Origin of the sequence: Pseudonocardia adelaidensis, from assembly GCF_039543345.1 — a bacterium.
Classification (GTDB): Bacteria; Actinomycetota; Actinomycetes; order Mycobacteriales; family Pseudonocardiaceae; genus Pseudonocardia; species Pseudonocardia adelaidensis.
This window is the reverse complement of record NZ_BAABJO010000004.1, coordinates 154,385-178,043: the sequence shown is the minus strand read 5'-3', so window position 1 is coordinate 178,043 and position 23,659 is coordinate 154,385. Positions and strand designations below refer to the sequence as shown.

At 71.5% G+C, this 23,659-nt stretch carries 25 protein-coding genes and 1 pseudogene; 21 read left to right on the top strand and 5 right to left on the bottom strand.

Features of this window, described 5'->3' with window-relative positions; all coding sequences use genetic code 11:
* Window positions 1-22: 22 nt before the first annotated feature.
* Window positions 23-1,342, top strand: a complete 1,320-nt coding sequence (locus ABEA81_RS06495; protein ID WP_345603888.1) for an MFS transporter — start codon at window positions 23-25, stop codon at window positions 1,340-1,342.
* Window positions 1,339-2,562 (top strand): cytochrome P450, encoded by a 1,224-nt coding sequence (locus ABEA81_RS06490; RefSeq protein ID WP_345603887.1) that lies wholly within the window; start codon window positions 1,339-1,341, stop codon window positions 2,560-2,562. Before ABEA81_RS06495 ends, ABEA81_RS06490 begins: the two co-directional genes overlap by 4 nt.
* A gap of 11 nt (window positions 2,563-2,573) precedes the next feature.
* On the opposite strand, the gene ABEA81_RS06485 is transcribed toward ABEA81_RS06490, so the two are convergent.
* Entirely contained in the window at window positions 2,574-3,086 is a 513-nt protein-coding gene (locus tag ABEA81_RS06485) for a hypothetical protein (RefSeq protein WP_345603886.1), read from the bottom strand.
* 271 nt (window positions 3,087-3,357) lie between these two features.
* On the opposite strand from ABEA81_RS06485, the gene ABEA81_RS06480 reads away from it, so the two are divergent.
* The 10 genes from ABEA81_RS06480 to ABEA81_RS06435 all read left to right on the top strand — a co-directional run bounded on the left by ABEA81_RS06480 (window position 3,358) and on the right by ABEA81_RS06435 (window position 11,713).
* A complete protein-coding gene (locus ABEA81_RS06480) occupies window positions 3,358-5,067 on the top strand; it encodes a DUF222 domain-containing protein (RefSeq protein ID WP_345603885.1) in 1,710 nt (569 codons plus the stop codon).
* Window positions 5,068-5,467: 400 nt separating this feature from the next.
* Window positions 5,468-5,641: a hypothetical protein gene (locus tag ABEA81_RS06475; RefSeq protein ID WP_345603884.1), complete on the top strand. Its 174-nt coding sequence runs from the start codon at window positions 5,468-5,470 to the stop codon at window positions 5,639-5,641.
* A gap of 84 nt (window positions 5,642-5,725) precedes the next feature.
* The gene (locus ABEA81_RS06470) at window positions 5,726-6,010 is read left to right on the top strand and encodes a hypothetical protein (RefSeq protein ID WP_345603883.1); all 285 of its coding nucleotides are present in this window, start codon (window positions 5,726-5,728) and stop codon (window positions 6,008-6,010) included.
* A gap of 155 nt (window positions 6,011-6,165) precedes the next feature.
* The gene (locus ABEA81_RS06465; RefSeq protein ID WP_345603882.1) at window positions 6,166-6,930 is read left to right on the top strand and encodes a FadR/GntR family transcriptional regulator; all 765 of its coding nucleotides are present in this window, start codon (window positions 6,166-6,168) and stop codon (window positions 6,928-6,930) included.
* Between the two features lie 76 nt (window positions 6,931-7,006).
* Complete coding sequence (locus ABEA81_RS06460; protein ID WP_345603881.1) at window positions 7,007-7,858, top strand: alpha/beta fold hydrolase; 852 nt, start codon at window positions 7,007-7,009, stop codon at window positions 7,856-7,858.
* An 82-nt stretch (window positions 7,859-7,940) separates the two neighbouring features.
* Window positions 7,941-8,603, top strand: coding sequence for an alpha/beta fold hydrolase (locus tag ABEA81_RS06455; protein ID WP_345603880.1), 663 nt, complete (start codon window positions 7,941-7,943; stop codon window positions 8,601-8,603).
* A 335-nt stretch (window positions 8,604-8,938) separates the two neighbouring features.
* Window positions 8,939-9,298 carry a putative quinol monooxygenase gene (locus ABEA81_RS06450; protein WP_345603879.1) on the top strand — a complete coding sequence of 120 codons (360 nt, stop codon included), beginning with the start codon at window positions 8,939-8,941 and terminating at the stop codon, window positions 9,296-9,298.
* Between the two features lie 55 nt (window positions 9,299-9,353).
* Window positions 9,354-10,238, top strand: coding sequence for an alpha/beta fold hydrolase (locus tag ABEA81_RS06445; protein WP_345603878.1), 885 nt, complete (start codon window positions 9,354-9,356; stop codon window positions 10,236-10,238).
* Between the two features lie 79 nt (window positions 10,239-10,317).
* Window positions 10,318-10,509: a DUF3237 family protein gene (locus ABEA81_RS06440; protein ID WP_345604080.1), complete on the top strand. Its 192-nt coding sequence runs from the start codon at window positions 10,318-10,320 to the stop codon at window positions 10,507-10,509.
* A gap of 274 nt (window positions 10,510-10,783) precedes the next feature.
* Complete coding sequence (locus tag ABEA81_RS06435; RefSeq protein WP_345603877.1) at window positions 10,784-11,713, top strand: acetamidase/formamidase family protein; 930 nt, start codon at window positions 10,784-10,786, stop codon at window positions 11,711-11,713.
* Between the two features lie 118 nt (window positions 11,714-11,831).
* Here ABEA81_RS06435 and ABEA81_RS06430 read toward each other — a convergent pair whose 3' ends face one another.
* The 4 genes from ABEA81_RS06430 to ABEA81_RS06415 all read right to left on the bottom strand — a co-directional run bounded on the left by ABEA81_RS06430 (window position 11,832) and on the right by ABEA81_RS06415 (window position 15,614).
* On the bottom strand, window positions 11,832-12,962 hold the full coding sequence (locus tag ABEA81_RS06430) for a serine hydrolase domain-containing protein (protein ID WP_345603876.1): 1,131 nt from the start codon (window positions 12,960-12,962) through the stop codon (window positions 11,832-11,834).
* Window positions 12,963-12,983: 21 nt separating this feature from the next.
* Window positions 12,984-13,568: a QsdR family transcriptional regulator gene (locus tag ABEA81_RS06425; protein ID WP_345603875.1), complete on the bottom strand. Its 585-nt coding sequence runs from the start codon at window positions 13,566-13,568 to the stop codon at window positions 12,984-12,986.
* A 128-nt stretch (window positions 13,569-13,696) separates the two neighbouring features.
* Window positions 13,697-14,704, bottom strand: a complete 1,008-nt coding sequence (locus ABEA81_RS06420; RefSeq protein ID WP_345603874.1) for an NAD(P)/FAD-dependent oxidoreductase — start codon at window positions 14,702-14,704, stop codon at window positions 13,697-13,699.
* A gap of 217 nt (window positions 14,705-14,921) precedes the next feature.
* Window positions 14,922-15,614: a GntR family transcriptional regulator gene (locus ABEA81_RS06415; RefSeq protein WP_345603873.1), complete on the bottom strand. Its 693-nt coding sequence runs from the start codon at window positions 15,612-15,614 to the stop codon at window positions 14,922-14,924.
* 135 nt (window positions 15,615-15,749) lie between these two features.
* Between ABEA81_RS06415 and ABEA81_RS06410 the strand changes: the two genes are divergently transcribed.
* From ABEA81_RS06410 to ABEA81_RS06370, 9 genes and pseudogenes are all read left to right on the top strand, one after another.
* On the top strand, window positions 15,750-16,535 hold the full coding sequence (locus tag ABEA81_RS06410) for an FAD binding domain-containing protein (protein ID WP_345603872.1): 786 nt from the start codon (window positions 15,750-15,752) through the stop codon (window positions 16,533-16,535).
* 14 nt (window positions 16,536-16,549) lie between these two features.
* Complete coding sequence (locus ABEA81_RS06405; protein WP_345603871.1) at window positions 16,550-17,059, top strand: (2Fe-2S)-binding protein; 510 nt, start codon at window positions 16,550-16,552, stop codon at window positions 17,057-17,059.
* Window positions 17,059-18,438, top strand: a complete 1,380-nt coding sequence (locus ABEA81_RS06400) for a xanthine dehydrogenase family protein molybdopterin-binding subunit (protein WP_345603870.1) — start codon at window positions 17,059-17,061, stop codon at window positions 18,436-18,438. Before ABEA81_RS06405 ends, ABEA81_RS06400 begins: the two co-directional genes overlap by 1 nt.
* A 4-nt stretch (window positions 18,439-18,442) precedes the next feature.
* Complete coding sequence (locus tag ABEA81_RS06395) at window positions 18,443-19,462, top strand: xanthine dehydrogenase family protein molybdopterin-binding subunit (protein WP_345603869.1); 1,020 nt, start codon at window positions 18,443-18,445, stop codon at window positions 19,460-19,462.
* Window positions 19,459-20,376 carry an amidohydrolase family protein gene (locus ABEA81_RS06390; RefSeq protein ID WP_345603867.1) on the top strand — a complete coding sequence of 306 codons (918 nt, stop codon included), beginning with the start codon at window positions 19,459-19,461 and terminating at the stop codon, window positions 20,374-20,376. The genes ABEA81_RS06395 and ABEA81_RS06390 overlap by 4 nt, the downstream gene beginning before the upstream one ends.
* 98 nt (window positions 20,377-20,474) lie before the next feature.
* Window positions 20,475-20,702: pseudogene (locus ABEA81_RS06385) on the top strand (YciI family protein); the annotation flags it as partial.
* 234 nt (window positions 20,703-20,936) lie between these two features.
* The gene (locus ABEA81_RS06380; protein WP_345603866.1) at window positions 20,937-21,830 is read left to right on the top strand and encodes a hypothetical protein; all 894 of its coding nucleotides are present in this window, start codon (window positions 20,937-20,939) and stop codon (window positions 21,828-21,830) included.
* Window positions 21,831-22,042: 212 nt separating this feature from the next.
* Complete coding sequence (locus ABEA81_RS06375; RefSeq protein WP_345603865.1) at window positions 22,043-23,002, top strand: ParA family protein; 960 nt, start codon at window positions 22,043-22,045, stop codon at window positions 23,000-23,002.
* 170 nt (window positions 23,003-23,172) lie between these two features.
* On the top strand, window positions 23,173-23,601 hold the full coding sequence (locus ABEA81_RS06370; RefSeq protein WP_345603864.1) for a PadR family transcriptional regulator: 429 nt from the start codon (window positions 23,173-23,175) through the stop codon (window positions 23,599-23,601).
* The last annotated feature ends 58 nt before the right edge of the window (window positions 23,602-23,659 follow it).

Below are 23,659 nucleotides of genomic sequence, written 5' to 3'. Positions count from 1 at the left end.
CGTCTCACCGTGGAGGCACGACGTGACCAGCTCCGCACCCCCCACCCGGCCCGGCCTCCGCGCGCTGCTCGCGGGGCCGATCGGCATCTGCCTCGCGAACTACGAGTTCGGCGTGTACGGCACGATGTCCGCGCTCGTGATCAACGACCTGTTCTTCCCGACGCTCGACCCGGCGGCCGGCACGCTCGCCGCGTTCACCACCTTCGCGGCGGGGTTCCTGGCCAAGCCGCTCGGCGGGCTGCTGTTCGGCCGGGTCGGCGACCGCTACGGCCGGCGCGCGGTCGTCGTCGGTGGTCTGCTGCTGATGGGCATCGCGACCATCGGGATCGGGGTGCTGCCGACGTACGCGACGATCGGCGTCGCTGCTCCGGTGCTGCTCACGGTGATGCGCCTGCTGCAGGGCCTCGCCGTGGGCGGCGAGTGGGGTGGGGCGGCCACGCTGGCCGTCGAGCACGCCCCCGAGCACCGCAGGGGGCTGTGGGGCGGCGCGGTGGGCGTCGGCGGGCCGATCGGGTCGATCCTCGGCGCGTTGACGGTGCTGCCGCTGACCGCCTTCTTCAGCCACGAGCAGTTCCTCGCATGGGGCTGGCGGCTGCCGTTCCTGGTCAGCGCGGTGCTGCTCGCCGTCGGCCTCTGGATGCGGATGGGGGTGGCCGAGTCCGCGGTGTTCCGCGAGAGGGTCGCGACGCGCACCCGGCACCGCGGCGACATGCGCCGGGTGCTCACCACCAACGGCGCGTCGATGGCGCTCGTGTTCTTCCTCGCGGGTGCGGCGGTCACCGGCATCTACCTGCTCAACACCTACGCGCTGTCGTACGCGGTGAACCAGGCCGGGCTCGACCGCACGACGATGCTGACCTGCATGACCACCGCGCAGATCATCGCGGTGGTGGCCGCGATCGGGCTGCTCACCCGCATCGACCGCATCGGCCTGCCGCGGCTCTACCAGGCCGGTGCGATCGGGCTGGCCCTCATGGCGTGGTTGCTCTTCGCCGCGCTGGACTCCGGCGCCGTGCCGGTCGTGCTCGTGGCGTTGTGCCTCGGCCAGGTCGCCGTCAACGGGATGGTGGTGTCGTCGGTGCCGATCTACGTCCTGCTCTTCCGCCCCGAGGACCGGGTGACGGGCGCGGGCTTCAGCTTCAAGACCTCCGACGCCGTCCTCGGCGGCACCACGCCGCTGCTGGCAGGCCTGCTCGTCCAGGCCACGGGTTCGGGCTGGGCGGTGGCGCTGTACGTCACGGTGCTGGTGCTGATCGCGCTGGCCGCGTCGGTCGTCGGACGGCGACTGCTGGCCGAGCGCACCGGGCGCCCGGCCCCCGAACCCGTGGAGGCGACCGCATGACACCGCCGGAAATGACACCGCCGGAAACGACACCGCCGGAACCGATCCCCGCCCGGCCGGGGGAGCACCACTTCGACCCGCTCGCGGAGGAGACGTTCACCAGCTCCCACGAGCTGTACAAGGAGCTGCGCGAGCGGTGCCCGGTGGCGCGGAGCGAGGCCTACGGCGGGTTCTGGGCGCTGTTCGCGCACCGCGACGTCGTCGCGGTCCTGCAGGACGCCGGGACCTTCACCACCAGCGTGCAGAACGTGGTGCCGAAGTTCGCCTTCACGGGCCGCCGCCCGCCGCTGCACCTCGATCCACCCGAACACACCGACTACCGCCGGGTCATCAACCGGTTCTTCACGAGGGGCCGGATGGCGGCGCTCGAGCCCGCCGTGCGCGGCCACGTCGCGCGGCTGGTCGCCGGGCTGGTCGCGGCCGGTGAGGCGGACGTCGGCCCGGCGTACGCCCAGACCATGCCGGCGCACGTCTTCGCCGAGTTCTTCCACCTCCCGCTGGAGCTGGCCGCGCGGATCGAGCAGATCAGCGCCGAGTACGTGCGTGCGATCCAGCTCGTCGACGACGACGAGGTCAAGCGGGGCAGCAGGCTCCTCTACGGCATCGCGGCCGACGTCATCGCGGCGCGGAGGGCCGAGGGCACCGACCCCGACGAGGACCTGACCGCGGCACTGCTCGCGGCCGGGCTGCCGGACGACATGGTGCTGGGCTGCGTCCGGCAGCTCCTGGTGACCGGCATGGTGGCGCCGAGCGTGTTCATCGGGACGATGCTCGCGCACCTCGCCGAGCACAAGGACCTTCAGGCGCTGCTGCGGGCCGAGCCGGAGCGGATCCCGGGCGCGGTGGAGGAGTACCTGCGGCTCTTCACGCCGTACCGCGGCATGTCGCGGACCGCGCGCCGCGACGTCGTCATCGGGGGGCGGTTGATCCGCGAGGGCGAGCCGATCGCTCTGGTCTACACCTCGGCCAACCGCGACGAGGAGATCTTCGAGAACGGTGAGGAGTTCGTGCTGGACCGGCCGAACCTGCGCGCCGCGATCCCGTTCGGCGCGGGCATCCACGCCTGTCCGGGGGCCCCGCTCGCCCGGATGATGCTGCGGATGACGCTGGAGGAGCTGCTCGCCCGCACGAGCGACCTCGCGGTCTCCGGCGACGTCCTCATGGCCCGCTGGGCGGAGTGGGGCACCCGCTCCGTCCCGATGCGCTTCACCCCGGCCTGATCGGACCGGGGTCAGAAGTCGCTGGTCTCCTGGTCGGTGGTGTTGCCGTTGGCGTCGACCCAGGTCTTCTGCTCGGTGCCGTGCCCGTCCGGCCCGTTGGTCCGGGTGACCAACACGCTCGAGCCGTCGGAGTGCATGACCCGCTGGGAGTAGGACCCGTTGCCCTCTGCGTCCACACCTCCGTAGGCCTCGCTCGTCGAACCGTCGGCGTTGGTGTCGGTTCGGCTGAACTCCGACGAACCGTCGGGATGCGTGACGGTGTGGATGTGGTACTGGCCGATGACGTTGCCGTTCGCGTCGGTCACGTCGCCGTACTCGTCGGATGCCTCGTCCGCGGCAGGCCGCTCCGGCGGCCAGGTCGCGCCCGCGTCCGTGGCCCCGCCCCCTCCGAAACCGCCTCCGCCGCCCCCTCCGAGACCGCCTTCTCCGCCGCCGCCCCCGCCACCCGAGCTGGTCTCCCAGATGACCGTGACTCCGTCCTCGCCGTCGGTGAGCATCTCCTCGTCCTCCGGACCGACACGCATCGGCGCAGCTCCTCCCTGGTGGCGCGGCGACAGGCGGCGCGCGGATCCCGACGGGCATCTGCTCGTCGCGGTTCTGCCCGTCGTTATCGGATGGGGTCGGCGCGGGACCGACGCTCAGGGCCGGGTGGTTCAGCTGGGTTCTCCGGCCGAGGGTGAGGCGGCGTGGGGTTGGCCCCACGCGTGCGCACGCTCATTGGGCTTTTCGGGTGGTCCGCTCGGTAGTCGTCGGAGACGGCTGGGTTCTGTCGGGGGTCGAACGTAGGTTCGAATCATGGCGGGGGTGGCAGCACTCGTGGACCGGGCGGTGGACCTACCGCCCGGCGCGGAACTGGCTGCTGTCCTGGAGGAGTTGGTGGGTGCGGCGGTCCCGAACGCGCGGCGGGTCGAGGTCCTGCAGGCCCGCTCGAGGCAGCTGGCGCACGATCACGCCCTGTTGTTCGCGGAGATGGTCGAGGTCTCCGACACCGTCGCCCTGGCCGACGCCGAGGGTGAGCGGGACGAGGTGGTGGCACGGGCGGCGGAGCGGTTCGAGTGGGCCGCCCACGAGATCGCCGCCGGGCTGACCTGGACGCCCACGACTGCCGACCGGGAGCTCGAGTTCGCCACCGCCCTCGTCGAACGACTGCCGCTGGTGCAGGAAGCCCTGCTGCAGGGTCGTATCGACCGGGGCAAGGCGCGGGTGTTCGTCGAGTACCTGGACCCGGCCAACGGGGATGTCACCGAGCGGCAGGCGCGGCTGCTGTGCGAGAAGTTCGTGCCGCTGGCTCCCGGGCTCACCACGAAGCAGTTGTCGGACCGGTTGCTGCGGGCGGTGCAGGCGATCGACCCGGACCTGCGGCGGCGCCGCTACGAACGCGCGGTGCAGGCCCGGGGCGTGGCGCTGTACCTGGATCCGAGGACCGGCACGGCCACGCTGGTCGGCAACGGGTTGCCGCCGGACGAGGCCGCCGCCGCGGGCGCCCGGCTGGACCGGCTGGTCGAGACCGCCAAGCGGGCCGGGCACCCCGGCACACGGCCGCAGATCTCCGCGGACCTCTACCTCGCGATGCTCAACGGCGCCTTCCACGGCCTCGACGAGCAGCAGATCATCGCCCGGCTGCTGGGCCGGCGACGACGCGAGGACCACCGCGACCCCGAGACCACGACTGCCGAGTCCTCGACTGCCGAGTGCGCGGCCGCCCAGTCCGATGCCGCGGCTTCGACTGCCTCTGGCGCCGCTGCCTCTGGCGCTGCCTCTGGCGCTGGCGGCTCCTCCGACGGTGCCGCCGCTGCCGACGCCTCCGCAGCTGCCGTCTCCGCCGTCGATTCCGCTGCCTCTGCCGGGAGCACGACCTCCGATACCGCGGCTGTTGCGACCGCTACCTCCGCGACCGCGGCCCCCGAAACCTCCGCGGCCGCTGCGGCCGGGCCTGCTGCTCCCGAGCCCGTGGCTCCGAGGGCCGGCGGTGGCGCGTGTTCCGGCCGGGTCGCCATCCGGGAGGGCATCGAGATTCGCGTCGGGCTGGCCACTCTGGCCGGTCTCGACGACCGGCCCGGCGAGATCCCCGGGCTCGGCCCGGTCGGGGCCGGCGTCGCACGTGCCGCGGTCGCCGCGCAGCGGCGGGGTGCCGCCTGGAGGTTCGCCGTCGTCGACACGGCGGGTTACCTGCTGCTCGCCGGGCCCCTGCGTCGCCGCCCGCGCAGCACGAGCCGTCCGCTCGCGGTCAGGGGCGGCGTGGTCGAGCTACACGTGACGCTCGAGGAACTGCAGCGCTACAGCACCGACCCCGATCCCCGCCTCGCCGCATGGGCCGGGGTGCTGGCCGAGATCGCCGCCGCCTGGGCCGACCGCGACCGCCTGCGGCGGTTGCTGGCCGCGCATCCGCATGCACGGTTCGCGCGTGGGCCGCTGGCCGGGCACGTCCGCATCCGTGATCGGAACTGTGTCGGCCCGGGTTGTACCCGCCCGGGCCCGCCGCTGCGATCTGGACCACACTCATGATCACAGTCGCGGTGGTCGGACCGTCGAGGCCAACATTGGTCCGGGCTGCAAGCGCCACCACCCGGACAAGGATCGGGGCTGGACGCTGGACCAGCCCGAGCCGGGACTGTTCGTGTGGGGCAGCCCGCTGGGGCGTACCTACCGCACGCGCGGCGAACCGGTTCGGCCCGACGTCCCCGACCCGGACGCCGCGCCTGAGGTGTCCGAGGAGAGTACCGCCGAGCTGGATCGGCGGTTGCGTCGCTGGGAACGACGAATCCTGGAACCACCCGCCACCGAAACCCCTCGCACACGCCCACCTCCGGCGCCGGAGCAGCCACGCGACGAGGAACCACCGCCGTTCTGACCCATGCCGCCCGGCAACACCTCAGCCCGATAGGGCCGGTTGAACCGTGGCGGCGTGAACGGCAGGTACCGGGGCCTCTGGTCCGTTCCGGCCTCGACGGCCCGGTCGTTCATCGCCGCCGGGTCCGTCGCCGGCCACCGCCCGGTCTCCAGGCGCGTCGTCATCGTGCGCAGGGCGGCCTGCTGCTGGGCGGGGGAGAAGGCGCAATGGCCGACCGACTCGACGTAGGCCTGGCGGAGCAGCGCGTTCTTCCCGGCGCGGCGCATGCTCTCGCCGTAGAACTGTTGCTCTGCCATCGACCTCGGGCTCGCGATGTCGGGCTCGTTCCTCGCGACGCTCCCGCTGCTCGTGCTGTTCGTCTTCGTCGGCAGGCGGATGGTCGCCGGCATCCTGGACGGGGCGTTCAAGGTGAGTGCCGCTGGCGGTGGGCCGTGCCACGGCATCCACGACACCGCGCCCGCTGCCCGACGGGACGCGGGACATGGCACCGCCTGCGGTCGCCGGCGGCTGGACGAGGTGCGCGACCTCGTGCTCGCCGGCCGACCGGGTCACCCCGCGAGCCGAACTCGATGCCGCCGCTCGAGCCGCTTTCCGTGATCAGGTCGACCCCATACCTGCTGGAAGGCCCGGCGCAGACCAATGGGGCCGACGTGACCATGCACGGAGCCGTTCCGGGACGCGGCACCGCGCGCCACAGGCTGGACGCGACGGCGGGCCCACTGATCCACCTTCGCCGGGCTCCCCGTGTCCGGGTGAGTGCGCGCGAGGGGCCGCCGATTGGTAGTACCATTGCCGCTATGCCTGCCGAGCCGACCCGTGACAGCGGCCACTCGGACCCGTTCGCGGACGACCCGGTCGCGGCCTCGCTGGCGCGTCTCGTGCGTGATCTCGAGCCGGGCGAACGCCTGCCGAGCGAGCGAGACCTCGCGGTACAGCTCGAGGTCAGCAGGACGGCCCTGCGTGACCGTCTGCGTCAACTCGAGGCGTTCGGCATCCTGTACCGGCGGGGCGGCTCGGGCACCTACGTGCAGCACCTCCGCCCCGAGGGCCTGACGGCCGCGCTCAACCTCAGCATCAACGCCTCGCACCTGCCGCTGCGGGCGCTGGAGTCGGTGCGCATCGGGCTGGAGCGCCAGGCGGCGAAGGAGGCGACACGCAAGGCCGACCCCGTGCTCATCGCCCACATGCGCAAGGCGGTCGACACCATGACCACGGCGCCCGACCTCGACGCGATCGGTGAGGCGGACCTCCTGTTCCACCAGTCGCTGCTCAGGGCGGCCGGCAACCCCGCGCTGACCTTCTTCGCCGAGGTGCTGGACGGCGTGCTCGAGCGAGACCTCAGGGATCGCCGCAGCAGGGCGCGCCCTGCCTTGACCGAGAGCACGATCATGGTCGACCTGCATCTCGCGATCCACGAGGCGGTCATGAGCGGCGACGAGCACGCTGCGATGCGCGCCGTCGACCACCACTTCGAAGCGTTCGACGCCTTGCTGCGTGAGGTCGAGTCGGCGGGCTGAGCACTCCAGCCTTGACAACGCCCCCAAGTGGTCGTACCAATGTGCAGATCGGTATTACCGTTGGGGGTGTGGGCAGATGACGCAGGTGCACCACCATCACGCGGAGCTCGGTGACGTGCGTCTGCACTTCGTCACCGCCGGCAGCGGCGCCGCTGTGGTGCTGCTGCATGGATGGCCCCAGACGTGGTTCTGCTGGCGGAAGGTGATCCCCTTGCTCGCCGAGGGCCACCTGGTCGTGGCCCCGGATCTGCGGGGGCTCGGGGACTCGTCCCGTCCGTCGTCGGGCTACGACAAACGAACCGTCTCCGGTGACGTACACCGACTGATGCACGACGAGCTCGGCATCGACGAGTTCCACCTGGCCGGACACGATTGGGGCGGCGTGACGGCGTACTCGCTCGCCGCGCACCACCCCGAGTCGGTCGCTGCCCTCGCCGTCATCGACGTCACCATCCCCGGCCTCGGCGCCACCGACATCAGCCAGGGTGGGCGCAGGTGGCACCACGCATTCCACCGGACCCCGGGGCTGCCGGAGGCGTTGGTCGCCGGCCGGGAAGACGTCTACCTCGGCTGGTTCTACCGGAGCTTCGGGTACACGTCCGACGCCATCTCCGACGACGAGGTCCGCGAGTACCTGCGAACGTACTCACAGCCGGATGCGCTACGAGCGGGGTTCGAGTACTACCGCGCCACGCCCCAGGACATCGCCGACAACGCCGCCCTCGCCGGCAAGGGCGCATTGCCGATGCCGGTGCTCGCGATCGGCGGCGCCGGAGGATGGGGACGCGGACGCGAGGTCGCCGACTCGCTCCGCCAGTTCGCCGACCAGGTCCACGACGTGGTGATCGACGAAGCGGGCCACTGGATCCCGGAGGAACAGCCCCGGGTGCTCGCCGACCACCTGACCGAATTCTTCGCCCGGCGGTGAGCCCGCGCGGGTCACTCCCATGGCACCCCCGATCGTGGCTGGTCCTCGCCGGTCACGGTCACGATCACGATCCGGAGTCGACGTGACCACCTTCGTCCTGGTGCCCGGTGGCTGGCACGGCGGCTGGGACTACCAGCCGCTGACCGATCGGCTGCGCCGCCTGGGGCACTCCGTGCACGCCATCACCCTGCCCGGCCTCGAACCCGGGCAGGCGGCGCAACGGCCCAGCGGGCCGATCAACCTGGACACGCACATCGACTACGCCGCGGAGGTGGTGCAGTCGGTTCCCGGCGACGTCGTCCTGTGCGGGCACAGCTACGGCGGAATGCCGATCACGGGCGTGGCCGACCGCATGCCGGAGCGGATCCGGCACCTGGTCTACATCGACGCGTTCGTCCCGCATGACGGGGAGAGCTGGTGGGACCTCGCGAACGAGTACTACCGCTCGGTGGTGATCGAGGGAGCCCGCGGCGACGGGCTGCACGTGGCCGCCCCGCCCGGCCTCGACCCGCGCGCCGTGCCACATCCCATGGCCAGCTTCCTGCAGGAGGTGCGGCTCACGGGGGCGCACGCCCGCATCCCCCGCCGGACGCTGATCTTCGCTTCCGGATGGGACGCCACCCCGTTCCGCGAGCAGTACGACCGGCTCCGGGACGATCCGGCCTGGGAGACCCACGAACTGGCCACCCGTCACAACGTCATGAGGGACGCACCCGACGCGCTCACCGCGATCCTCACCGGCTGACACCTCGCCGCTCGGCGCCTGCGCGGTCGGTGATGGTGCCCGTCGGACGACGGAGTCGAAGGCGGGTCAGGCGCTGGGCGGGAGGATGACGACCTTGCCGTGCGCGGTGTGGGTGAGCCGTCGCCGATGGTATGAGCAGATCTACCGCACGCTGGGTTCTGCGATCGCGCACGGAGTTGGCGCGCCGGTTCTCGACGATGACAGAGGGCACTGACCGTGACCACCGCTCTCCATGGGCGAGCCGTCGGCGAACACCGGGACCGGCGCCCGGTCGCATCCGCGGTGTGCGGCCGACGGTGCCGGGGTAGCCCTTCGGACCAGAGGAGAGGAGCGCAATGGGCGACGCGATCGTGGTGACGGCCGAGTTCCGGCTCGACCCGGAAGCCGTGGACACCTGGCTGCGTCTCATGCTCGACCACTACGGGCCCGCCTGCGTGGCCGAGCACGGCATGCTGCGCTACTGGCTGCACCAGGACGACGGCGATCCCGCCCACATCCTCCTCTACGAGCAGTGGGCGGACCGCGCGGACTTCGAGGCCAGCCTGAACGCCGCCTGGCGCGCCGACTACCACGCCGACACCGAGCCGCTCTGGGCTGCCGACCGCGTGATGACGACCTACCGCAGGATCGCCACCCCGTGGGAACCGCTCGACGGCACCGGACTACCGGCCTCGCTCACCACGTCGGCTCCCTGACCCCGGCTCACCCCGGAGCCGTTTCGGTCGTTCGGCGTCGGGCAACCCTCGCGGGATGGGCAGGACGGTTCCCACCGAGACGCTCGGGATCGACTGCGAGTTCAGCGGCCCGGAGGACGGCCGGCCGCTGGTCGCGGTGCACGGCTGGCCGGACGACCCGCATTGCTGGGACGGTGTGCTGCCCGCACTGCACGACGCCGGGTATCGGGTGGTCCGGCCGTGGTTGCGCGGGTTCGGCGCGACGCGGTTCCGGTCACCGGACACGCTGCGGAGCGGGCAGATCGGTGCCCTGGGCCGTGATCTGGCCGACCTGTTGGAGGCGCTGGATCTGAGGGATGTGGTCCTGGTCGGGCACGACTGGGGCGCCCGCGCGGCGTACGTGGTCGGCGCGCTGTTCCCGGAGCGGGTGGCGCGGATCGTCGCTCTGTCCGCCGGTCACGTCACCAACCGCCCGGACGCGGCGTTGAGCTGGCCGCTGACGCATGCGTACTGGTACGAGTGGTTCGTCGCGACCGAGCGCGGACGACGGGCGATGCGTGAGGACCGGCGCGCGTTCTGCCGGTACCTGTGGCAGGCATGGTCGCCCGGCTGGTCGTTCCCGGACGCCGAGTTCGAGCTGGCGGCACGGGCGTGGGAGAACGACGACTGGCCGGCGATCACGGTGCACGCCTACCTGCACCGCTGGGGCGAGGCGGACGGCGACCCCGCGTACGAGGGGGTCGAACGGCGCCTGCTGGGTCCCGCGCCGGTCCTGCGGCCGACGCTGGTGGTGCACGGTGCGCAGGACGCCGACAACCTGCCCGAGACGACCGAGGGCAAGGACGAGTTGTTCCGGGCCGGGTACGAGCGGGTGGTCCTGGACGGTGTCGGCCACTTCCCGCCGCGGGAGGCACCGGCGGAGGTGGCGAAGGCGATCCTCTCCGGGCGGCCGGAGGCGTGAACCGGACGCCCGCCTCGTCCGCCGGGGTGGGGGCGGAGGAGCAGCGCCGTCGCTCAGACCGAGCTGAGCACGATCCGGCCTGCGTCCGGGCCGCCGCGCGGCGGGCCCGGCCCACGGCGAGCCGGTGCCCACGGACCGCATCTACTTCCGTTGCACCCCGCGGATGAGCACCGCGAGCGCCCGATGGGCGTGGCTCACCGAACGGATCATCGTGGGCACGGGGGAGCGGCGCCCGGACACGGTCCGGCTGCACTTCTACGTCGTCGGCTGAATCCGGCGCGAGCGCTCGTCAACGGGTGGTGAAGCGCCCGCTTCCCCGCACGAGCCCCGGAGGAGCACTCCGCCATGCGCATGCCAGCCGCGGAAGGTCGGAACACCGTCAGTTCTCGACCCCGCCGATCATCACGCGTGAAATCATCACGTACCAGGTTCTCAATTGAGCCGATCGGCTCCTGCGCCCGGGGTCGAGTCCGGGCGAGACGCGCTGCCGGTGGAGAAATGCAGAACACCAGAACTTGCCATCGTGCGACAGGGGGAGTGACAGAATGACCCGGCACCATCTCGAGCCATCTCCGGACACCGTGGTGGATGTGTTCGACAACAGCACGCCACCCGTCCTGGAGGTCGATCCCGGCGACACGGTCATCGTTCGCACGCTGGACGCGTCAGGCCATCTCCAGCCGCAACGCACGCCGGGTGAGCAGCAGCCCAAGATGTTCCCGGCGGGGCGAGGGCACTGCCTCGCCGGTCCCATCGCGGTGCGCTCGGCAGCACCCGGTATGACGCTCGCGGTTCACCTGACGTCGATGCGACCTGATGGGTGGGGATGGACCCGCGCCGGCGGGAAGGACAACACGTTGGCCCGTCAACTGGATGTGGCGGGCAAGCCACCGGCCTGGCTGCTGTGGGCGATCGATACGGAGAACGGATCGGCTACCAACCAGCTGGGCCACACGGTCGCGACCGCACCGTTCCTCGGCGTGATCGGACTGCCACCAGCGGATCCGGGCGAGTATTCGACGATCCCACCGAGAACCCGGGGCGGCGGCAACATCGACTGCCGGGACCTGGTCGCCGGCTCGACGCTGTACCTCCCCGTCACCGTTGCCGGCGCACTCCTACTCCTCGGGGACGGCCATGCCGCACAGGGGCACGGCGAGGTGTCCGGCACGGCGATCGAGTGTCCGATGACGACGGAGGTCACGCTCGACCTCCACGCCACCGCCCCCGTGCCGGGAATACACGCCGTGACGCCAACGGCTCGGTTGACCTTCGGCTTCGACGAAGTGCTCAACAACGCCGCGGCCGTAGCCCTGGCCGGAATGGTCGACTGGATCCAACATCTGTACGGGTTGGAGAGATCGGTCGCGCTCGCCCTGGCCAGTCCCGTCGTCGACCTGCACGTCACCCAGATCGCGAACGACACCTGGGGTGTCCACGCCGTACTTCCGCACGACGCGATTCACACGGTTTGACCCCCGACGCCGTCACCGCAGCAGTCTTTCAGCCGATTGCCGTGCCCGTCGCGGGGGCGCTTGCGCGCCGGCGGATGTAGCGGACGACTTCGACAGCCCCGGTGACGACCAGTGCGAGCTAACCGACGACGTCGTAGATCGCGCGGCCGTAGGCGGCGCTGCGCTCCGAGCCGATGATCCCGGGCGCCATCCGGTTCATCATGTAGGAGATCGTCATCCGTCGGCCGAGGTCCATGACGATCATGGAGCCACCCCATCCGCCCCAGAAGCAGATCCGTTCGTCGGGGATCCACGGCAGGGTGTCGAGCTGGGGCAGGCCGAAGCCCATGCCCCAGCGCAGCGGGATGCCGAGTACCAGGTCCACCCCTTCGGCCTGCTCGTCGAAGATCAGGTCGATGGTCCGGGGCCCGAGCAGCCGGACGCCGTCCACCTCGCCGCCGCGGGCGACGATGGACAGGATCCGGGCCATCGAGCGGGCGTTGCCGTGCCCGTTGAGAGCGCCCATGTCGGCCCGCCGCCAGTCGGCGGTGTTGGCGTGATCGGCGGCGATCGGGGGACCGGAGAACGTCTTGGCGGCCACGCTGTCCGGGGGCAGTTCGAAGGCGGACGGTGGCGGCGGGACGACCGGCGCGATCCGGTCCCAATCCGCCTCGGCCGCGCCGATCTGGAAGTCGGCGCCCAGCGGCGCGGCGATGTGATCCGCCACGAACTGCCTCAGCGGGCTCCCGGTGATCCGCCGGACCAGCTCGCCGATCAGGTGCCCGTGGTTCGCGGCGTGGTAGCCCGATGCGGTGCCCGGCTTCCACCAGGGGGCCTGCGCGGCGTACCGGGCGGTGACGGTGCCCCAGTCGTAGAGGTCCTCGACCGCGGCCGGCTGCTCCAGCCCGGAGACCCCGGAGGTGTGCGCCAGCAGGTGCCGGACCTCGACGTCCTGCTTGCCGTTGGCGCCGAATTCCGGCCAGTACTTCGCGACCGGTGCGTGGACCTCCAGCTCCCCGCGGTCGACGAGCACCAGCGCGGCCAGGCTGGTGACGGTCTTGGTGGCAGACCAGACGTTGGTGATCGTGTGCTCGTCCCACGGCACGGTGCGGGCCTGGTCGCGGAAGCCGCCCCACAGGTCGATCACCCGCTCGCCGTCGATGTCCAGCACCAGCGACGCGCCCAGTTCCTCGCCGGAGTCGATGTTGTGCTGCAGCGCCTCGCGGACGGCGTCGAACCGCGGTGCACAGGTGCCCTGCAGAGTGGCCATGGATGTTCCTCCTCGTCGGATTCAGCGGCGGGTTCCGGCTCCTCGCAGCAGGGCTGCCACAGCGATCTCCACCTTCTCCGCGTCCGGCTGCTCGCCGGTGATCAGGTCGGAGTAGACGAACGACTCCACGATCCGGACCACCAGGTACGCCAGGTCGCGCGGCTCCATGGCCGGGTCGAGGTGGCCCCGGTCGCGCTCCTGCTCGAGCAGCCGCTCGACGGCGCCGACCACGTGCTGCTGCAGCGGGCTGGCCCGAGTGGTGATCAGCCGTAGCGCGCGCTCGGTCTCCCGGCGCAGAAAGCTTCGGTAGTACGGTGCATCGATCAGGGACTGGGAGAACAGCCGCACTATCTGCGCGATCCGGTCCGGTCCGGTGCCGGTCGCGGCGGCTGCAGCATTGCGCAGGGTGGGGTCGGCCAGCGAGGTCAGCACCGCCACGAGGAGCTGATCCCGGTTGCCCACCCAGCGGAACAGCGTGGTGCGGTCCACACCGAGCGCCGCGGCCAGATGCTGGACGTCGATCCGCTCTCCGGCCATGAAGGTGCGGCGGGCGAGCTGCAGCGCGGAGGCGGCGCAGGGCCGCTCATCGTGATCGCCGTCACGCACCTGTGCAGCGTATGTGGGAAATGATGCAACTTACAAGGCAAACGTTGCAGACCGAGCGTGTCGAGCCCGGATCGACGCCGGAGCAGGTGCCCGAGGCGGTTCGGCCGACTGTCGCGACGTGGGGCCGCTCAGGCGGGGGAGGCGGTGAGCTGCGCGGCCAGCGCTGCGTCGGCGGCAGCGGCGGCGAGGTCGGCGTTCATGTGAGCGCCGGCGAGGGCTCCGGCCGCGGCCGAGGCGCCGACCTGTGCGGTCAGGTCGGTGGCGTTGCCCGCGACCCACACCCCCGGGACGGCGGTGGTGCCCGCCGTGCCGGTCACGAAGCGGCGGCCCATGCCGTGCGGGAGGTCCTCCATCGGTAGCTGCAGACCCTCGAGACCGTCGGCGCGGGCCAGCATCGTGGTGGCCACGGCGAGGACGCGCCGCGGTAGCACCCGCCCGTCGCCGAGGCGCACGCCGGTGATGCCGTTCTCGTCGGACTCGACCCGGGACACCGGGGTGTCGACGACGCGAACACCGCGGGCGGTCAACCGGGCGCGGGAGTACTCGTCGAGGTCGGTGCCGCGAGTGAAGTACACGAGGTCGTCGGTCAGCTGGCGGAACAGCAGGGCGTGGTGGATCGAGGCGGGCCCCACCGCGAAGACGCCGATGGGCTCGTCGCGCACCTCCCAGCCGTGGCAGTACGGGCAGTGCACCACGCCATGGCCCCAGTGCTCGGCCAGGCCGGGAACGTCGGGGAGCACGTCGCGCAGCCCGGTGGCGACCAGTACCCGGCGGGCTTGCACGGTCCTGCCGTCGGCCAGCGCGATGGTGAAGCGCGGGTCTCCCTCGCCGGACGCGGCGGCCGGGGACGCAGACGTCACCTCGCCCGCCACGACCCGGCCCCCGTAGCGGCGCACTTCCTCCCGGCCGCGGCGCAGCAGCTCGGCCGGGGCCGTTCCTTCCATGCCGAGGAGGCCGTGCACCTCCTCGGCCGGCGCGTTGCGCGGGCTGCCGCTGTCGATCACGACGACCGAGCGGCGCGAGCGGGCCAGCACGAGCGCGCCGTTCAGGCCGGCGGCGCCGCCGCCGATCACGACGGCCTCGACCGTGCCGGTCGGAAGCGAGTCGTCGACGTTCCTGACGGTTGCCGTACGCATTGCCGTGCTCCTCGGGCTCTCATGGATGGGGCCGATCGTCGGCCGTCCTGCCCAGAAGGTAGGCGCGGGGTTGCGGTGTCCGCACACTCTCTTGCCAGAGCGGCAAGAAGGTGGCGATCTGGACAGCGTGGCGCGCAAACGCAGGCCTCCCCGGCAGCGACGACGCGGGAGCGAGTCGCACATCGTCCCGGCGGCTCGCCGGCGGAGGGGATGGGCATCAGCGGGTCTCCTCGGTGGTGTCGAGCGCGCCCGGACGGTGGGGGAGCTGTGCGTAGGCCAGCTGGTGCTCGCGGGCGTGCCGGCAGGCACGCTCGACGTCGTCGTCGACCATGTCCTGGAGCAGCTGCTGGTGGTCTTCGGCCACGGTGGCGAGATCGGGTTCGAGAACCATCAGCGCGATGGACGTACGGGCCTCGATCTGCAGCGCTTCCCAGGCCCGGATGAGCAGGCGGTTCTCGCTCGCCTCGACGACCGCGCGGTGGAAGGCGCTGCTCGAGGCGCTCATGAGGTCGGCGTCTCCCGTTTCCGCGCTGCGACGCATCTCCGTGATGGCCTTCTCCATCGCGGAGCGGGGGACGGCGCCGCGCAGCATGCACAGGCGGGTGGCCGCCTCCTCGAGGGCGGCCCGGACCACGTAGGCCTCGCGGATCGTCTGCTCGGCGAACGGTACGACGGTGCTGCCCAGCCTCGGGCGGCTCTCGATGAGCCCGAGGGCCTCGAGGTCGCGCAACGCCTCGCGGACGGGGGCCTGGCTCGTGCCGAACTCGGCGGCGATCCTGGTCTCCACCAGCCGTTCACCGGGGGCGTACTCGCCGGACGTGATGCGCTTGAGCAGCCCGTCCCGGATCAGGCTGCTGAACGTCGGGCGAGACACGCGTCGAGCGGCGGGCCGCCTCTCGTGGTCCGTCATGCGGCCATCCTCCGTCCTGGCGGTCGCTGTACACCGTCCGGCTCTCCTTGACCGGGGCCGGCGACGCTCATACGCTTATTATCGATATCGATAATCCTGCGATGACGCTGGAGGCTCGACGAGATGCTGACCGCGGTGTTGGTTCCGGAGAGCCTCGACGCGGCGCGGGCCGCGCTGGCCGAGGAGGCCCGGCCACTGGCGGGGGGCACGTACCTGATGCCCCGCCTGAACGACCACGCCACCCCGCCGACGCGCTTGGTCAGCCTGCGCCGCGTCGGTCTCGACGGAATCGCGGTGGGCCCGGACACGGTGACCATCGGAGCCACGACCACGCTGGCCCGGATCGAGGACGACGAGCGCCTCGCCGTCCTGCACCCGTGCGTCCGCTCGATCGCGGCCCGCCCGGTGCGGAGCCTGGCCACGGTCGCCGGGAACCTCTTCGTGGGCCAGCCCTACGGCGACCTGGCGGTGGCCCTGCTCGCCCTCGGCGCCGACGTCGAGATCCAGGGAGCCGCAGGAGCTCGCACCCTGCCCCTCGAACACATGCTCTCGATCGGCGTGGCGGGGGACGAGCTGGTCACGGGCGTGCGGTTCAGCCGGCCGGCGGCCTTCCGCTACCACAAGGCCGGCCGGCGGCGGTTCAACACCGCCAGCATCGTCACCGTCGCGGCAGCGCTCACGATGGCCGACGGCGCGGTGCACGACGCGCGCATCGCACTCGGCGGCCTCGCGCCGCGGCCGCTGAGGTGCGCCACGGCCGAACGAGCGCTCGTCGGCCGCCCACTCGACGAGGCGAGCGTGCGCGACGCCGCCCACGCCGCGGACCCGCTGATCGAGCCCTTCGACGACGCCTACGCCTCTGCCTGGTACCGCCGTCGCGTCTTCCCCGTCCACCTGCGCCGGGCCCTGCTCGGCCACTGATCGAGGAGTGTGTGGTGCCATCCCAGATCGTCACCCTCAGGGTCAACGGCTCGCCACGGGAGCTGATCGCCCGTCCGTCGACCACACTGCTGCGCGCGCTTCGGGAGAACCTGGGCCTGACCGGCACGAAGCGCGGGTGTTCGCACGGCGCCTGCGGCACCTGCACGGTGCTCCTCGACGGCGAACCCGTCGTGTCGTGCCTCGTGCCGGTGGTGACCGTGGACGGCGCGGAGGTCACCACCGTCGAGGGTCTCGCCGGCCCCGACGGCGGGCTCAGCCCGTTGCAGCAGGCGTTCCTCGACAACTTCGCCCAGCAGTGCGGCTTCTGCACCCCCGGCATGCTGATGTCGTCGTGCGCGGTCCTGCGCCGCACCCCGGCGCCCACGCGCGACGAGGTCAGCGAGGGGCTCTCGGGCAACGTCTGTCGATGCACCGGCTACGAGCCGATCGTGGCCGCCGTACTGGATGCCGCCGAACGCACCCGGCAGGCACCGGCGGTCACGACCGCGGAGGTCGGCAGCTGATGGTCCGCGTCAACCCGATCGACCACGACTACTTCCCGCACGAGCGGCGCGGCTCGTTCAGCGTGATCGGCTCCACGGTCCAGCGCCCGGACGCGCACGGCCACGTCACCGGGCGCACCCGGTTCTTCGAGGACACCGCGCCGCGAGCCCTGCTCCACCTCAAGGTGCACCGGTCCACCCGGCACCACGCCCTGATCGACCGGGTGGACATCGCCGCTGCCCGGCAGGTGCCGGGGGTCGTCGCCGTCCTCACCCACGAGGACGTGCCGAACAACTGGTACACCGTGCTGCGGCTGATCGGGATCGAGCCGAACGACGAGCCGGTGCTGGCCGAGGACCGGGTGCTCTACCGGGGAGAGCCGATCGTCGCCGTGGTCGCCGAGACCGAGGAGGCCGCCTGGGAGGGAGCGGGCCGGGTGGTCGTCGACTACACCGACCTCCCCGCGGTGCTCGACGTCGAGGAAGCGCTCGCCCCCGACGCCCCGGTGATCAAGCAGTCGGGCACCAACTACTTCGTTTACGAAGGCCACCACTGCCGCCGCGTCCGGTTCGGCGACATCCAGGCTGGGCTCGCCGCCGCCGACCACGTCTTCTCCTGGACGTACGGCTCCGCCCCGATCGAGCACGCACCCACGGAGACGACGGGCTGCATCGTCGTCCCGCAGGGCGACGGGCGGTTGCGCATCCACAGCAACACGCAGGCGGCCTTCTTCACCCTCGACAACACCGCGCTGATCATCGATCGCCCGTTCGCCGACCTGCAGGTCGTCGGCGGCACCGTCGGTGGTGGGTTCGGCGGCAAGGTCGACGTGATGGTCGAGCCGCTGGCCTGCATCGCCGCGTCGGTCACCAACCGGCCGGTCCAGTACAGCTACAGCCGCGAGGAGGAGATGCAGGTCTCCTCCTCCCGCGCCGCGGAGCGGATCGTGATCACCGACGGGGTGCTGGACGACGGCAGCATCGTCGCCCGCAAGATCGTCCTGTACGTCGACGCGGGTGCGTACTCCCGGCACAGCCCCTACGGCACCACGAAGGCCGCCGCCCACTTCCCGGGGCCGTACACGATCCCCAACGTCCACATCGACTGCTACTGCGTGTACACCAACCGGACGCCGTCCAGCGCGATGCGCGGGTTCGGCGTCACGATCGGGGACTTCGCGCTGGAGTCGCAGATGGACCAGATCGCGCGCGAGCTCGAGATGGACCCGCTGGAGTTGCGGCTGAAGAACGCCTACCGCGACGGCGACGTCAAGGCCCACCGCAAGGTCGCGTCGGGCACCGGCCTCATCGAGGTCATCCAGCGGGCCGCCGACCTCGTCGGTCACGAACTGGCTCCGGAGTACCGCCGGCTGTCGTCCACCACACCGCGGGAGCACTGAGAAGATGGCACTGCGTCGCGGCCGGGGCTACGCCGCGGTCAACTACCCCACCGGGATGAACCTGGGCGGCGACCCGTCCCAGGCACTGGTGCACGCCACCACCACCGGGGCGTTCGTCGTCACGCTCTCCTCGGTGGACCTCGGGCAGGGGCTGCGCACCGTGGTGGCACAGTGCGCGGCCGAGGTCCTCGGCATCCCGTTCGGGTCGGTGATCGTCGACACCGCGGACACCGACACCGGGCCGCACTGCATGGGCACCTTCGCCAGCCGCGGCACCCACCGCGTCGGCAACGCGGTGATCATGGCGGCCCGGGAGGCCCGGGAGGTGATGCTGCAGGTCGCCGCCGACGAGATGGAGGTGGACGCGGCCGACCTCGAGACCGACGGCACCGGCCACGTCGCCGTCAGGGGGGCGCCGTCGCGGCGCATCCACATCAGCGAGATCGCCGGCGCGGCGCACTTCACGCACGGGAGGAGCATCTCGGGACGCGGGATGTTCCTGAAGGAACGCAGCTACCCGGATCCCGAGACCGGAGAGATGGATCCGGACTCCTGCCAAGCGCACGCGTGCACCGTGGCCGACGTGGAGGTCGACGACGAGACCGGCGTCGTCGAGGTGCTGAGCCTGCACAACACCTACGAGATCGGCCGCGCGCTCAACCCGGCGCTGGTGAACCAGCAGGTGGAGGGCGGGGCCTGGATGGGCGTCTCGCACGCGCTGTTCGAGTCGACCGAGCCGTACTACCCGCACTCCCGCGAGCACGGGCCGATCGACTACAGCCAGTACCTGATGCCGGGTCCCGCGGACACCCCGGCGCAGACGAGCGTGCTGCTGGAGCGACCGGCGGACAACGGCCCCTTCGGCGCCAAGGGGATCGGTGAGATGACCGCGAACGCCCCGATCCCGGCCATCGCCAACGCCATCTTCGACGCCGTGGGCGTCCGGTTGACCACGATGCCGTTCACCCCCGAGCGGGTCCTGCGCGGCCTGGACGAGCTCGCCGACCGGAAGGCGGATGGATGAACCAGCACGGACGGTACGGCGGCCCCGTCGTGGACTGCCACCACCACGTCTGGCGGCCGCGTGACCTGCCATGGCTCGCAGCGGGGAACGTGCCCCGGATCTTCGGCCCGCACGAACCGATCCGACGCGACTACCTCATCGACGAGTACGTGCAGGACGCGAAGAGCGCCGGGATCGTCGAGTCGGTGTACGTGCAGACCAACTGGCCGATGGACCGGGCCGTGGACGAGGTGCGGTGGCTCGCCGAGGTCCACCGCGAATCGGGGTGGCCGTCGGCCGTGGTCGGGTCGGCGGACCTGTTCAGCCCGGACGCGATGTCCGTGCTGCGTGAACAGGCGGCCGTCTCCCCACTGGTCCGGGGCACCCGGCTGCAGCTGCACTGGCACCCGCGGGAGGAGTTCCGCTTCGCCGGTGCGCCCGACGCTCTGCTCGACCCGGTGCTCGTGCGGAACGTCGGACGGCTCGCGGAGCTGGGCTGGCTCTTCGAGCTGCAGGTCTTCGCCGACCAGATGCCGGCCGCGGCCGAGCTCGTGGCCGCATGCCCCGACACGATGTTCGTGCTCGTGCACGCGGGCATGCTCGTCGACGCCGGCGACGAGGACGAGGTCGCCCGCTGGGCGAGCGGCCTGCGCGCGCTCGCCGCGCACTCCAACGTGGTCGTCAAGCTGACCGGGCAGGGCACGTTCGTCCATCGCGTCGACCCCGGCCTGATCACGCTCGTCGCGGAGCAGGTGCTCGCCCTGTTCGGCCCGCGGCGGGCCATGTTCGGCAGCAACTTCCCGGTCGAGAAGCTCTGGACCGCGATGCCCCCGCTCGTCGACGCGTGGCGCGACGCCCTGTCCTCGAGGTCTCCCGAGGAACAGCGATGGATCTTCGCCGACAACGCCCGTCGCGTGTACGGGTTGTCCGCCTGAGCGGCCCGACCACCGATCCCGCACATCCCGTTCGCCCAGGAGGAACCGTGCCCCTGTTCGTTCTCACCTAGGGCTACAACGACACGCCGCAGCGCAGCGAGCGCCGCGCCGATCACCTCGCGCACCTGGAGCGGCTGAGCGCCGACGGCGCCGTCGTGGCCGCCGGCCCCCTGGCGGACCTGAGCGGCGGCATCATCGTCATGCAGGCCGACGACGAGGCGAGCGCACAGCGGCTCGTGGAGCAGGACCCGTACACGCAGCACGGCGTCACGAAGGACCGCACGCTGCACGAGTGGAAGGTGACGGTCGGCTCGCTCGCCGGCTGAGCTGAGGGCGCGCGGCTTCTCGCTCGTGCAGACGTCCCAACGCTGCTTCGGCAGATCGGACTACTGCCGGTGGATCCTGGTCCCGAGCTGATCTCGACCACCTCATTCGTGGGTTCAGCGTCCGCCGGTCGGGTAGCCACACAGAACCTGGCAGCCTCATGTGATCGCAATGCGACCGCGTCGGAGTCGAATTCCTTCGCTACCCGAGTTGCGAATCTGCACCCGGCGGACCTGATGCCCGGCTCGCTCGCCGCCGAGCGATATCGACTACGCAAGATCGACCGCGCAAGGGAGTCACCCAACGTGAGCGAACCATCACCGGTCAATGCTGTCGACATCAGCGGTTACATCCTCCTGGGCACGAAAAGGCTGAACATCCGCATCACCCTTGAAGACACCGATACCGCCGGTGAAATCGGCACCGAGTCCGACGATCAGGATCCCGACGTCGCCGAGTTCGACGCCGAGGAGGACGCGGAGTTCGACGAGGAGGACGACCGGGCCGGCGACCAGGACGACGGCGGGCGAGACGAGGACGACGACGAGGACGACGACGAGGACGAGGACGACGACGAGGACGAGGACGAGGACGAGGACGAGGACGAGGACGACTACGACGAACAGGACGACGGGGAGGACGACGGGGAGTTCGACTCCGAGGACGACTCCGAGGACGACTCCGAGGACGACTCCGAGGACGACGCGGAGGACGACGCGGAGGACGACATCGACGAAGTCGACCAAGACGACCGAGCAGCTGCGCAGGCGAGCCTTCGTCACCTGCTCCGTCCTCGGCCCAGACGACGCCCGGAAGCCGAGCATGAGGAGAGCGGGGGCCAGGACGGCGGAGGCCGCCCGCGCCGGGCCGCCGACGACCGGGGATCGAGACGGCGGCGCCAAGCCTCCGGTCAGTCCGCCGAGAGTCCGGACGGGCACCCGCGCACAGCGGGCGACCCGTCGGGCTCGTCGGACCGCGATGACCCGTCACGGCAGCGACGAGCACGTCCGGCCGGCCCCTCGTCCCCGAGAGCCGGCGAGGGGCAGACCGGGCAACCGATCCGGCGGACCGGCAGTGACCGATCCTCCCCTCGGGGCACCAGAGAAGGTGCGGCGCGGCCGCGCCGCTGACCGAGGGCCGGACGATGTCCATTCGAGGGGTCGATCCCGCTGTGTCGGACGTTCGGAGCAGTACCGGCGGCCAACGGCGAGCTGGGCATAGCCCGGACCGGTCGAGCCCGCTCGGGTCGGGCATGGCGATCCCTGCCCGCGGGTACCTGCCGCTGCGCCGGGTTACGGGGGACAGGAGCGGTGTCCGGTCACCGAACATTGCGGAGGTGCCGATGGCCGAGCGCTCGACGGATCAGGAGCGTGATTTCGCGTTGGGGCGTGTCATCGCGATCGTCAACGACAAAGGTGGTGTCGGTAAGACGTCGATCGCGGCGAACCTCGCGGGCCAGTTCGCCGGCGCGGGCTACCGCTGCCTGCTGATCGATCTGAATCGACAGGCGAACCTGGCCGACGATCTCGGTTACCGCGACTCGGATGCCGACGACCAGGGCGTTGGGCTGCTGGGCAGCGTCCTCGCCGGCACGCCGCTCGTACCCGCGCTTGACGTGCGGCCGAAGTTGGACGTGGTGTGCGGGGGAGCGCGGCTCGAAGACCTGACGCCGGTCATGGTCTCGCGCCTGCAGCACCGCGGGCGTAGAGCGTTCCGGGTGCTGGGCGACGTGCTCGCCCCGATCGCGACCGACTACGAGGTCGTGTTCATCGACTGTCCACCGGAGTCGACGATCCTGTCCGACCTGGCGCTGGCCGCGGCTCGCTGGGTGCTGATGCCGACGAAGTCCGATGTCGGTGGCCTCGTGGGGATGACCCTCGTCGCCGAGCGGTTCGCCCTCGCCCAGGAGATCAACCCGAGGCTGAGCCTGCTCGGGGTGGTCCTCTTCGGGACCGGCTCGCGATCGCGCGCGATCCACGGCGAGGCCCGCGCGGCGATCGACAGGGCGTTCGGTGGTAACTCGCCGCGGTTCGAGACGACCATCCGGCACGCGGAACGCACCGCTCAGGACGCACGGCGTCTCGGCAAGCTCGCCCACGAGCTCGAGGTCGAGGCTGCCGCTCAGCCGGCGTGGTGGGAGGCACTGCGGTCGGACATCAGGACGCCACGGGTCTCTGCTACCGCTGCGAGCGTCGCCGGCGACTACCGCGCTCTGGGTGTGGAGGTGCTCACTGCGCTGCAGGCCGCCGAGGAGGCCGAGCGGGCGGAGGCTCCCGACGGTACAGCGGCTGCTCGGGCATGACCTCGAGGGGCTCGGCCGGCCGCCACGGCCACCACCACCGGCCTGCCGCCGATCTGTCGTCCGTCTTCGGCGCCGCGGCAGCTGCGTTGTCGCGGCGCCGGATCCGCACACGTCGCTCGAGGCAGTCTCGGGAGCCAGAACCGGTCGAATCGGACATCATGGAGGACGACGTGCCTGACCCGACGAGTCGTCATGCGCCGCCCGCGGCCGGCCCGGCGCGCGCCTCAGCACCGCGGCGGCGGTTCGGCGTCGTGAAGGTCCGCGACCGCCGGCACGTGGACCTGCTCCTGCTCGCGGCGGCGACGAAGGGTCCGGCGAACGGGCACGAGTTGATCGATCTCGTCCGCGAGCGCAGCGATGGGCTGTTCGTGCTGCCCCTGGGCGTCGTCATCCACGAGCTGCACCGGCTCGCGAAGAACCGGCTGATGCAGGTCACGGGGAACCGAAGGGGTCGCTGCTATTCGTTGACCGCACTCGGGGAACGGGTCCTCGCGACGCGACGGCGAGAATGGGAGGCGTTCTCCCACGGATCCCACAGGGTGCTCGCCGCGGCCGACGGCCTCGACCGTTGCCGCGACACCGGACGCGGGACCGCGTGAGCCGAGGTCGGTCTCCGGCGGAGCTGACCCCCGCAGCACCTGTGGGGCGGGGTGCGTG

Bases quoted from the DNA above. Each gene is read 5' to 3' on its own strand.
- ABEA81_RS06490 (WP_345603887.1), top strand. From the start codon at position 1,339: ATGACACCGCCGGAAATGACACCGCCGGAAACGACACCGCCGGAACCG.
- ABEA81_RS06485 (WP_345603886.1), bottom strand. From the start codon at position 3,086: ATGCGTGTCGGTCCGGAGGACGAGGAGATGCTCACCGACGGCGAGGAC.
- ABEA81_RS06480 (WP_345603885.1), top strand. From the start codon at position 3,358: ATGGCGGGGGTGGCAGCACTCGTGGACCGGGCGGTGGACCTACCGCCC.
- ABEA81_RS06470 (WP_345603883.1), top strand. From the start codon at position 5,726: ATGTCGGGCTCGTTCCTCGCGACGCTCCCGCTGCTCGTGCTGTTCGTC.
- ABEA81_RS06460 (WP_345603881.1), top strand. From the start codon at position 7,007: ATGACGCAGGTGCACCACCATCACGCGGAGCTCGGTGACGTGCGTCTG.
- ABEA81_RS06450 (WP_345603879.1), top strand. From the start codon at position 8,939: ATGGGCGACGCGATCGTGGTGACGGCCGAGTTCCGGCTCGACCCGGAA.
- ABEA81_RS06445 (WP_345603878.1), top strand. From the start codon at position 9,354: ATGGGCAGGACGGTTCCCACCGAGACGCTCGGGATCGACTGCGAGTTC.
- ABEA81_RS06435 (WP_345603877.1), top strand. From the start codon at position 10,784: ATGACCCGGCACCATCTCGAGCCATCTCCGGACACCGTGGTGGATGTG.
- ABEA81_RS06430 (WP_345603876.1), bottom strand. From the start codon at position 12,962: ATGGCCACTCTGCAGGGCACCTGTGCACCGCGGTTCGACGCCGTCCGC.
- ABEA81_RS06420 (WP_345603874.1), bottom strand. From the start codon at position 14,704: ATGCGTACGGCAACCGTCAGGAACGTCGACGACTCGCTTCCGACCGGC.
- ABEA81_RS06415 (WP_345603873.1), bottom strand. From the start codon at position 15,614: ATGACGGACCACGAGAGGCGGCCCGCCGCTCGACGCGTGTCTCGCCCG.
- ABEA81_RS06400 (WP_345603870.1), top strand. From the start codon at position 17,059: ATGGTCCGCGTCAACCCGATCGACCACGACTACTTCCCGCACGAGCGG.
- ABEA81_RS06395 (WP_345603869.1), top strand. From the start codon at position 18,443: ATGGCACTGCGTCGCGGCCGGGGCTACGCCGCGGTCAACTACCCCACC.
- ABEA81_RS06390 (WP_345603867.1), top strand. From the start codon at position 19,459: ATGAACCAGCACGGACGGTACGGCGGCCCCGTCGTGGACTGCCACCAC.
- ABEA81_RS06380 (WP_345603866.1), top strand. From the start codon at position 20,937: ATGCCCGGCTCGCTCGCCGCCGAGCGATATCGACTACGCAAGATCGAC.
- ABEA81_RS06375 (WP_345603865.1), top strand. From the start codon at position 22,043: ATGGCCGAGCGCTCGACGGATCAGGAGCGTGATTTCGCGTTGGGGCGT.